This window comes from Tissierella sp. (assembly GCF_052089545.1).
Lineage (GTDB): Bacteria > Bacillota > Clostridia > Tissierellales > Tissierellaceae > Tissierella_A.
Genome location: NZ_JBQDAA010000072.1, coordinates 1 through 10,576 on the forward strand (window position 1 = coordinate 1; position 10,576 = coordinate 10,576).

The following is a 10,576-nucleotide window of genomic DNA, read 5'->3' on the forward strand; positions in this document are numbered from 1 at the left end:
CAAGAAAAAAACAGGTAAGCATAAAAAAGGAAAAGATATATTTAAAGACACAGATGATGAAATAGCTAATAAAGTTGTAGATGAGTTTACAAAAAACCTGGCAATATCTATAGTGAGTTTAAAAAACCTCTTTGATCCAGAAGGAATAATAATAGGCGGAGGTGTAATAAACTCAAAAGAATATTGGTGGGAAAACATGGTAAAGAACTATAAAATACTTTCAAATAGTCCAGAAGCCATGGAAATCATCCCAGCAATTTATTTAAATGATGCTGGAATGATAGGGGCAGGAAAGCTGGTCTTTGAAGGAGTTTAAGATAGTAAGGCGTAGAGAGTTAGTGACTGATTGATATATCATTACAATGCTATAATTATATTTTAATTTTACTTTCACCCCATATCTTCTTATAATAGATGTAAAAGAAATGTAATTTATTATTAATTAAATTGTAAACTATTAAGTTAAATTGTATAATATGATAATGTTATATTTATAAATGGGGTGCATAAAGTTGAAAAACAGAGCAAGAATAAGAAGAAAGAGAAGGAAAAGGAATAAATTAGTCGTATTTTGTATAATAATCTTTGTTATTACAATAAGTTTTTTTGCTAAAAAACTAAATATAAATAACTTATTTCAAGAAGACATAGCTTCAGCGATTTCCATACAAAATAGTTTAGAAATCATTGGGAGGAACCATCCTACAAGTAAAGAGATATCAAAAAGAATAAAAGAAGAAAAATCACGAAAACTTGAGATTCAAAGAAAGGAAGAAGAAGCAAAGAGGAGACAAGAAGAAAACAAAGACAAAAAGATAGCATATCTAACTTTTGATGATGGGCCTTCTATTAAATCTACACCTATAATATTAGACGTCTTAAAGAAATATAATATAAAAGCTACATTTTTTGTAGTGGGAACTATGGTTGAAGAGAATCCAGAAATATTAAAGAGAGTTTATGATGATGGTCATCAAATAGGAAATCACACATATAGTCATAATTATGGATATATTTATAAAAATCCTAAAAACTTTATGGATGATATATATAAGTTGGAAAAACTTATAAAAGGTATAGTAGGCAATGAGTTTGATTCAAAACTCATAAGATTCCCTGGAGGATCATTTGAGGCGAAAAAAGATCCTATGAAAAAAGCAGTTCTTAATGCAGGATATAGATATTTTGATTGGAATGCCTTAAATGGAGACGCAGAAGGAGGCAATTTCTCAGAAAAGCATTTAGTTAATAGATTAAGAGAAACTGTTATTGGGAAAAAGACAATTATAATTCTAATGCATGATACTGACCAAAAGATTACAACTGCTAAAAGCTTAGAAAAAAGCATTGAATTCTTACTAAGTGAAGGATATGAATTCCATGTATTAGATAAAAATTTTAGTTGGGAGTAGATATGAGATGGATAATAAGATATTGTTGATTGAAGATGAGGAATCTATAAGACAGTTTGTTAAAATAAATTTAGAGAGATCAGGATTTGAGGTTTTAGAAGCAGAAACAGGGGAGCTTGGAATTGAGCTAACTAAGAAAGAAAAACCGGATATCCTGGTATTAGATATTATGCTTCCAGGAATTGATGGATTTGAAGTTTGTAGGGTTTTGAGAGAGGAATTTCCTACCATGGGGATAATAATGCTTACTGCAAAAAGCCAAGATATAGATAAGATAATGGGTTTGGAATATGGTACGGATGATTATATGACTAAACCTTTTAATCCTATGGAATTAGTCCTTAGGGTAAAGTCTTTAGTAAGACGAATGCAACAAAAACAAACTAAGGGTAATACTTTGTTAAAATTTGATCCTTTTCAAATTGATAAATATTCTAGAAAGTTTTTTAAAGATGGAGTAGAGATGGATCTAACTCCTACAGAATACTCAATTATAAAATTGTTTTTAGAAAGTCCAGGCAAGGCATTTAAAAGAGATGAAATACTTAATATAATATGGGGAGAAGACTTTATAGGAGACTCAAAGATTGTAGATGTAAATATTAGAAGACTTAGATCTAAGATAGAAGATGATCCAAGCAATCCAAGCTTTATAGAAACAGTTTGGGGTCTTGGCTATAGATGGAAAAACAAATAGTAGGAGAATATTATGAAAAAAGGTATTAAAATAAGACTTGTAAAAAACTTTATGTTGGTTATATTGATAACTGTAGTTATTATAGAAATAATGCTGATTAATGGTGTGCAAGATTATTATTATAAAAATTTAGAAGATGTATTAACTAGTCAAATTGAATCTTCAACTTCATTTTATTCTAGATATTTTCCATCTTTTAATCTAAATGATATATTAATAGAAGACATAGATATATTTTGGAGATATACAAATGTACAAGTTCAGATTTTATCTTTAGAAGGCGATCTCCTTTTAGATACTTTAGGTGTAAGTTCTAATGAACCTATTACCACTTCAGATATTGTAAAAGCTCAAAATGAAGAAAATGGTGCATGGGTAGGCTCTGTCCCATATTCTTCAGAATCGGTTATGGCTGTATCTGTTCCACTTATAAAGGATGATGATTCTATAGGAATTATAAGATTTGTTTCTTCTTTAGAAGAAACAAATGGAATAATAAAAAAGATAAATATATTATTAATAACAATAGGTATAATAGTTATAATTATTGGTGGCATAGTAAGTATAATACTTGCAAACTCTATAGTTTATCCTTTAGAAAGGGTATCAAAAATTGCTGAAAAGATGGCAAATGGTCAATTGAAAATACGAAATGATATAGAAAATGATGATGAAATAGGACGACTTGCAAGTACTTTAAATCATATGGCAGATGAAATAATAAAAAGAGAACAAATAAAAATTGATTTTATATCATCAGTATCTCATGAACTTAGAACTCCTTTAACTTCTATAAAAGGATGGTCTATAACATTACAATCAGAAGATGTTGAAAAAGATTTACTCCTTGATGGTCTTAAAATAATAGAAAAAGAAAGTGATAGATTATCTTTCATGGTAGAAGAATTACTAGATTTTTCAAAGTTTATATCAGGAAGAATAACATTAGATAAAGATATATTTGACTTTAATTCTACTTTGAATTTTATTTTTAAACAATATATGCCTAGATCTAAAAATGACAATATAAGATTTTCAGTAGAGGTAGATGATAATGTTAAGATGATAGTTGGAGATGAAAATCGAATAAAACAAGTAATTATAAATTTATTAGATAACGCATTTAAATTTACTGATGCTGGAGGTTCTGTTGAACTAAAAGCTTATAGAAAAGAAAAAGATTTAATATTAGAAGTTAAAGATACAGGTATAGGTATATCAAAAGAAGACCTACCAAATATAAAAGAGAAGTTTTATAAAGGGAGTACCAATAGAGCTAATAGTGGAATAGGCCTTGCTATATGTGATGAAATTGTAAAACTTCATAAAGGTGAACTGGTTATAGAGTCTCAAATAGGTAAGGGGACAAATATAAAAGTAATCTTACCTTATGAGGAGGAATTAATATGAATAAGATTAGATTAAGTGTAGTTATGGTTTTATTAATGACGCTGTTATCAGCTTGCAATATAAGTGAAACGAATATGAATGATTTAAAAGCTCCTGAGAGTGAAATATCCCCTTTAGAGGGAAGATGGACTGTTATAGATTATACTCCTATATCAAGATCAAATTCAAAGGAAGAAGATGAATACATGGGGCAACCAGCTCTTTTTCATAGGGATGCTTTAATATTTATGAACTACTATACAGTGAGACCTTCATTTAAAATGAAAAAAGTTAACGCTGTAGACTACTTATTATATAAATATAAAATGAATGCTACTAGTCTTGGTATAAAAACTAATAAAATTGAAGTTTTTACTATATATGATGATAATAATTTACTTATGGAAGCTATTGAAGATGGAGAAGGAAATTTATTATTGTATATAGAGGAAGGGTTTTATAGACTTGAAAAGACGATTGACACTGTTAGTGTAGATGAGATATATAAATATATTGACATAGAAAAAGATATTGCAGAAGATTTTAAGGATGAAGAAAAAGAACATACAAATAGTGGTGTTTTGCTTGGTATAAAAACCTCTGAATATGATGAAAAAAACAATGTAGCAGATTGGGAATATACCACCGTTTGGATAAATACTGAGGATGGAGAATTTAAAGAATCATATAAAATAAATGAGCTTTTATTGCCAAGGAAGAATGGATTTTGGGAAATTAATGTAGATAGAACAATAAAAGATAAAAATGTATATGATACTATAGAAGCTAATCAAGAAATATATATAGAAGAAGACTCAACTGATCAAAGTAAGATTTCTACAAAAGATATATCGACCAGAAACAAAGACTTGAAAGCTAAAGATAAAACATCATTAAAAAACATCTTATATGTAGGTAATAATTATATTTCTACGGAAAATATAGACCTAAAAGATAAAAATAAAAGGACTATAAACATTCAAACTGTAGACAATTTAAAACGTGATAATTCAATAAAACTTAGTGATATAATGGATGAAGGCAAGGAGATCTTTTTAGAAGGTACACAGGGACTACTAAATATAGATGAAGCAGTTTCAATAAATGAAGAAAATATTGGCATTACTAGGAAAAATGGATATTGGATGTTAAAAGGTAGAGTTAACTTCGAACAAAAAGAAAAAGAAGTATATAAAGATTTTATTATTAAAACAGTCCCATCAGAAGATATGGTAGGATATGACAATCATTTTATATTGTGGGATGAGTTAAAGCGTAAGTTTCCTAATATGATAGATATGTATTCTTCTCCAAATGAAGATATTATAGTCGTTCGTGATAAGTTTCAGCTATTAGTTTATAGTATAAATAAAGATAATACTATAGATTATGATCCCATAGCTAGAATAGATATTCCGGAGGGAGATTCAATTGTAATGGCTGAATGGGCTACTGAAAAATATACAGAAATATGGAGAAACGAAATATTAAAAAGAGATACAGAAAAAATAGAATAATAGTCTGAAGACATTTATTATCAACAAGGGGGAACATTTATGAAAGAACTATTAAATCATCTGGAGTATGCAAAGCTTTTTTTAATTATATCTGTAGGTATGATTGCTTTGACATTCCTTATTCATATAATATTTAGAGAAAAAAATATATTAAAGTTTATTCCAGGTATTATATCACTTATTATAGGTATATATGGTTTAATAACTGTTGATCCAAGAATTATATTTTTAGATGATATAAACAGTCTTACTATATTTGTAATAGGTACTAGTGTAGGTTTAGTAGGTATATTTGTAGCTTTTATTATAAACGTTTTGGATAAAAACAAAGTTAAAAAGATTGATGATGATAAAAAAAGTGAGAAAACTACTTAAGTAGTTTTCTCACTTTTTAATTAGTTCTATTTTCTTTTTACGACTTAATTTTTTTATAAAATGTTCTCTTTTAAGTGCTTCACTTTTGGTATTAAATTTTTCTTTATATACAAGCTTCACTGGAAGTCTTCCGCGAGTATATTTTGCACCTATTCCCTTATTGTGAGTAATAAGTCTTTTTTCAATATCGTTAGTAAATCCAGTATAAAGTGTATTATCGCTACATTTTAAAATATAAGTATAAAACAATATCATCACCTAATTTATTAATTCTTTCAATATTCTATTTACAATATCAAAAGAATAACCCTTTCTTTGTAAGAAACCTCCAAGTTTTCTATAAATCTTATCTTTTTCATCATTTTTATATGTTGGATATTTTTTGTTAGCTACTTTTAATGCTCTTTCGTATTCATCTTCTTCATTTTCAGTAAGAACATTATTTATAATATCATCACTTATACCTTTAAGCATAAGTTCTCTTTTAAGTCTATAACTACCTAATTTATTTAAATTGATTTTATCTTTAACAAAGCTTACAGCAAAGGCTTCGTCATCTATATAATTGTGTTTTTTACAAAAGGATATAGCTACTTCTATATAATCTTTTTCATAACCTTTTTGTTTTAATTTATCTTTAACTTCTTTTTCAGACCTTTGTCTATAAGAAAGAAAGTTTAGAGAATCGTTTATTGCTTTTTTACCTTCTTCTTCTTTTAAAATATCGTCGATAAAGTTTTTATCTATTTCCTTTCCTATTTTAAGATCATAATTATATTTTAATTCTAAACTAAGGCCAAATGCAAACTTATGATCTATATATATATTTACTCTATCATTTTTCTTTTGCGGGCTTATGTCAGTTATTTTCATTTGTCTGATCTCCTTTGACTGATGTTTTAATAAATCGAATCGTCTTTTTAATAGTGTCTACTGTTTTGTAATCTTTTAGAACTGTATCGAATGAATGGGGACCATTATTATGAACTAAAAATCTAAATTTTACATTAAATTTTTTAAAAATTTTAATTAGTTTTATAGATGATTCAAATGGTACAACATTATCTAGTTTACCGTGTACAAGTAAAGTAGGTATCATTTTATCGCTTACCCAATTAATGGGAGAAGCATTTCTATAAACTTCTTCTTCTTCTTTTGGGGTTCCTTTTAATGTTCTACTTGCAGAAAAACGGGCAAACAAAGACTTGTTGTCTTTATCAAACAGGTCTTTTAAATCTGAAGGCGGGTAATATGCTACAACTGACTTAATACCTTTTACTGCATCCTGATTCCCCATAAAAGTATTGAAAGTTGAATAAAGCAATGCCAAATGTCCTCCAGCAGAAAGCCCCATTAAAACTATATTTTTTTTATCTATTTTTAAATCTTGGAAATTCATCTTTATAAAATCTAACCCATCACTATAGTCGCTAAGTATATCTTCTATAGTATATTTATATCCATACCTATAGTCTATGCTTGAAGCTATAAAACCCTTAGATGCTAAATATCTACACCAAGATATATTATTTGGTTGATTTCTAAATCCTGATATCCAACCACCACCATGGCAAAAGTAGACTAAAGGGTATGTTTTTTTAGTCTTATCCATAGGATAATAAAGATCTATCTTTAGTTCCTTTCCATTAACTATTTTATATGAAAAACTTTTTACTTCTATTTCATTATTAACTTCCATTGGAACTTTAGATCTTAAAGTTTTCCATATAAAAACAAATAATGTTCCCAAAAAATAAATAATTCCCAGACCTAAATTTTGTATTGATAATAACAAAAACACAATAAATAAGTATAACTTATTTACTATAAAAAAAGATTGCTTTATTTTGTTTTTAATTTTTTCCATAAATACACATCCTTATTTATCTAAAGGGTTTTGAAACTTTTTTAGCAATGCTTTTTTGACCCTTTATCAAATACATCTACCTTATGAAGGATATATTTTCCCAGTATATAACTAAATGGAAGTCATATTACATGTGATATAAGAAGGACTCTCCTTTCTACACCCTTAGCTGGATTGTCATATAAACTTTTTGTATCTATATAAGAACATCTATAATTATTTTCTTTAAATATATTCAGATACAAAATCTGGTATTTATTTTTTGTAATTAAAGTTTATATTCATAATTAACTCCTCATCTTTTATCGTATTTAAAGTTATATATAGTGGCATATAATAAAAAACCTTTTAAAAGGTTTTTTATTTAGAAATATTTTTTTTATCGAGTAGTAAGTATATACCCAGTATTATAAAAAGAACTGGCCAAAAATCAATTAACTTTCTACTGTAATATCTTATAGCCGATAAAATTTCTGGAAAATAAACTGGCAAAAAGTTGTTAGCTAATAATATAACCCCTAAGACTATTAAACTTATTCCTAAAAATGAATTACTATCATTGTTTTGACTATAACTAGGTTCTTCTTCTATTATATCACTTTCTAAAGGAATTATAGCACTAGATAATATATATATAATAGTCATAGTAAAGAAAGAACTGATTGTCAATAAGACATATACAATTCTTAAAAAGACGGGATTTACATTTAAATATTCTCCAATTCCACCTAAAACACCAGAAAAAACCTTGTCATCTTGAGAACGAGTAAGTTTTTTAATATTTATCACTCCTTTTATGTTAACTATATGATATCAAATTATAATTATTATTGGAATACTTATATTAAATTTATTCACAACTTAAGCTAATTGTGATAATATCTATAGGTATAGATTTATAGGAGGAAAAGTTATGTATAATATTTTGTCGGTAATATTTAAATACATTTTTATTGTTATTATTTATATGTTTATCTTGAGTATAATAAGATTAATTTATTTAGATATAAAAGGAATAAGCAAATCTAGAACTGGTGAGGGTGCTTATTTGAAGTTAATTAACAGAAAAGAATCTCTTCCATTTAAAATAGACGAACACTATGCCATTGAAGAAGGACTGAACTTAGGAAGAAAAGGAAATAATGATATAGTAATTAAAGATCCATATGTATCTAAGTCACATTTTAGAGTAGTTAAAGATGAAGAAATGTATTTTTTAGAAGATCTAAAAAGTTCTAACGGTACATTTTTAAATGGACAAAAGTTATTAGATGCTGTGAAACTATCAAATGGTGATAGAATTAGAATAGGAAATATAGAGTTTTTGTTCGTAAATAGAGAGTAGGTGTATTCATGTTTTTTACAAGGAAAATAAAAGAAAATGCTCCTAGAAAGTTACTTTTTATTTTTGAGTTTTTAGCAGTTGTTTTATTGTTAATATATCAAGAGAAGATCCCTGATTCAAGAACAATTTTAAGTGCTATGGCACTTTTAATAATGGTATATTTATCAAACTTTATATTAAGAAAAGTATCTTCTGGAGATAATTATATATTCCAAATTGCAACTATGCTTGTTTCTATAGGAGCTATCATGATTTATAGAATGGATTCATTACTTGGAACAAAACAATTAATATGGATAGCTATTGGTATATTGTTTTTTTATATAACTTATTTTTTACTTAAATATATAAAGATATGGAGTAAGCTTACATACCTTTATATAGCTATTACATATATACTATTTATGCTTACATTAGTATTGGGACAAAGGAAAAATGGATCTATAAATTGGATAGAAATAAAAGGTATAAGTATACAGCCTGGTGAAGTAATAAAAATCCTTTTAATTTTTATTATAGCAGGTTTTTATTCTAATTATGATAAATTTAAAGAAAAAAAATATCCTTCTTATATTTTCTTGGGGGTAATATATTCATTTATTGGTCTTTTATTTTTACAAAGAGATTTAGGCATGGCTTTAATGTTTTACGGGATTTTTATATGCCTCCAATATATATTTGAAGAAGATAGAAAACTTATACTTTATAATATAGGACTTTTTGGAGTCAGCAGTATATTGGGATATTTTCTATTTAGTCATGTGAGAATAAGGATTGAAACATGGATAAACCCTTGGAAATTTATAAGTGATAAAGGGTATCAGATAACACAATCCTTATTTGCACTATCAGAAGGTGGATTTTTCGGAAAAGGATTAGGACTTGGATATCCTCATTTTATACCATTAGCTTATAATGATTTTATATTTTCAGCTATAGTGGAAGAAATGGGTATATTTACAGGCATAGGTATAATAATGTTATTTTTAATTCTTTTTTATAGAGGATTTAAAATAGGTATGAATCAAAGAAAAAAATTTTATAAAATATTAGCACTTGGAATAAGTGTTTTGTTTTGTATTCAAACATTTATAATAATAGGAGGAGTTATAAAGTTAATACCACTTACGGGAATTACGCTTCCTTTTGTATCATATGGGGGAAGTTCACTTGTAACTAGCTTTATAGCTCTTGGAATTCTTCAAGTTACATCGGAGGATTTAGAAAGTAAGGTGAAAATTTGTGAAGAAGAAAACTCAAATGAATAAGGAAACAAAAAGAACTATAACAGTGCTTATAGGACTTTCTTCCTTACTTGTTTTATTAGTAATTTATATTAGTTATTTTCAAGTTTTCAAATCTGAAGATATAAGAAATAGCTCCTATAATAAAAGATTGTGGTTAAATGAAGAAAATGTATTAAGAGGTTCTATTTTAGATAGAGAGGGTAAAGTTATTTCATATAGTGAAATTGAAGAAGAGAAAAATAAAAGATATTATCCATATAAAAATTTATATAGCCATATAATTGGATATAGCTATAAACAGTATGGAAAATCTGGACTTGAAAAAGAATATAATAATGAACTCTTGGACATAGATAGAAATAATGCATTCAATGAAATAAGAAACCTTGTACTACCAACTTCTGTAGGAAATGATTTAAGACTTACAATTGATCATAATATGCAAGATAAATCTCGTAAACTTCTACAAGGGAAAAAGGGTTCTATAATTACTATGAATCCTAAAACAGGAGAGATATATTCAATGGTTAATCTACCAGATTTTAACCCATCTAATTTAGACGAAGAATGGACAGATATAGCGGAAAATACAGATAGTCCTTTATTAAATAGATCTATCCAAGGATTATATGCACCAGGGTCAATTTTTAAAGTAATAACAACCGCTGGTATATTGGAGACATTTGGTATAGAAAAAAATTATACATGTACTGGGAAAACTACGATT

13 protein-coding genes are annotated in these 10,576 nt (G+C 27.1%); 9 read left to right on the forward strand and 4 right to left on the reverse strand.

Annotated elements, in window-relative coordinates; all coding sequences use genetic code 11:
• The 6 genes from ACTHW2_RS06835 to ACTHW2_RS06860 all read left to right on the forward strand — a co-directional run.
• Positions 1 to 316 (forward strand): ROK family protein (locus tag ACTHW2_RS06835; RefSeq protein ID WP_442263217.1); only part of this gene is annotated, 316 nt, incomplete at its 5' end.
• Positions 317 to 512: 196 nt separating this feature from the next.
• Positions 513 to 1,412: a polysaccharide deacetylase family protein gene (locus ACTHW2_RS06840; RefSeq protein ID WP_442263218.1), complete on the forward strand. Its 900-nt coding sequence runs from the start codon at positions 513 to 515 to the stop codon at positions 1,410 to 1,412.
• 7 nt (positions 1,413 to 1,419) lie between these two features.
• Complete coding sequence (locus tag ACTHW2_RS06845; RefSeq protein WP_442263219.1) at positions 1,420 to 2,109, forward strand: response regulator transcription factor; 690 nt, start codon at positions 1,420 to 1,422, stop codon at positions 2,107 to 2,109.
• Between the two features lie 12 nt (positions 2,110 to 2,121).
• A complete protein-coding gene (locus ACTHW2_RS06850) occupies positions 2,122 to 3,519 on the forward strand; it encodes a sensor histidine kinase (RefSeq protein ID WP_442263220.1) in 1,398 nt (465 codons plus the stop codon).
• On the forward strand, positions 3,516 to 5,015 hold the full coding sequence (locus ACTHW2_RS06855; RefSeq protein ID WP_442263221.1) for a hypothetical protein: 1,500 nt from the start codon (positions 3,516 to 3,518) through the stop codon (positions 5,013 to 5,015). Before ACTHW2_RS06850 ends, ACTHW2_RS06855 begins: the two co-directional genes overlap by 4 nt.
• 39 nt (positions 5,016 to 5,054) lie before the next feature.
• Complete coding sequence (locus ACTHW2_RS06860) at positions 5,055 to 5,390, forward strand: hypothetical protein (RefSeq protein WP_442263222.1); 336 nt, start codon at positions 5,055 to 5,057, stop codon at positions 5,388 to 5,390.
• A gap of 9 nt (positions 5,391 to 5,399) precedes the next feature.
• Here the strand turns inward: ACTHW2_RS06860 and ACTHW2_RS06865 are convergent, their stop codons facing one another.
• From ACTHW2_RS06865 to ACTHW2_RS06880, 4 genes are all read right to left on the reverse strand, one after another.
• On the reverse strand, positions 5,400 to 5,645 hold the full coding sequence (locus tag ACTHW2_RS06865; RefSeq protein ID WP_442263223.1) for a GIY-YIG nuclease family protein: 246 nt from the start codon (positions 5,643 to 5,645) through the stop codon (positions 5,400 to 5,402).
• Positions 5,646 to 5,648: 3 nt separating this feature from the next.
• Positions 5,649 to 6,263: a regulatory protein RecX gene (locus tag ACTHW2_RS06870; protein WP_442263224.1), complete on the reverse strand. Its 615-nt coding sequence runs from the start codon at positions 6,261 to 6,263 to the stop codon at positions 5,649 to 5,651.
• Complete coding sequence (locus ACTHW2_RS06875) at positions 6,250 to 7,257, reverse strand: alpha/beta hydrolase family protein (protein WP_442263225.1); 1,008 nt, start codon at positions 7,255 to 7,257, stop codon at positions 6,250 to 6,252. The genes ACTHW2_RS06870 and ACTHW2_RS06875 overlap by 14 nt, the downstream gene beginning before the upstream one ends.
• A 360-nt stretch (positions 7,258 to 7,617) precedes the next feature.
• Positions 7,618 to 8,046, reverse strand: a complete 429-nt coding sequence (locus ACTHW2_RS06880; protein ID WP_442263226.1) for a PspC domain-containing protein — start codon at positions 8,044 to 8,046, stop codon at positions 7,618 to 7,620.
• 124 nt (positions 8,047 to 8,170) lie between these two features.
• On the opposite strand from ACTHW2_RS06880, the gene ACTHW2_RS06885 reads away from it, so the two are divergent.
• The 3 genes from ACTHW2_RS06885 to ACTHW2_RS06895 form a co-directional block, all read left to right on the forward strand.
• Complete coding sequence (locus ACTHW2_RS06885; RefSeq protein ID WP_442263227.1) at positions 8,171 to 8,602, forward strand: FHA domain-containing protein; 432 nt, start codon at positions 8,171 to 8,173, stop codon at positions 8,600 to 8,602.
• A gap of 8 nt (positions 8,603 to 8,610) precedes the next feature.
• Complete coding sequence (locus ACTHW2_RS06890) at positions 8,611 to 9,870, forward strand: FtsW/RodA/SpoVE family cell cycle protein (protein WP_442263228.1); 1,260 nt, start codon at positions 8,611 to 8,613, stop codon at positions 9,868 to 9,870.
• The coding region (locus ACTHW2_RS06895) for a penicillin-binding transpeptidase domain-containing protein (RefSeq protein WP_442263229.1) at positions 9,845 to 10,576 on the forward strand (732 nt) is incomplete at its 3' end. The genes ACTHW2_RS06890 and ACTHW2_RS06895, both read left to right, overlap by 26 nt.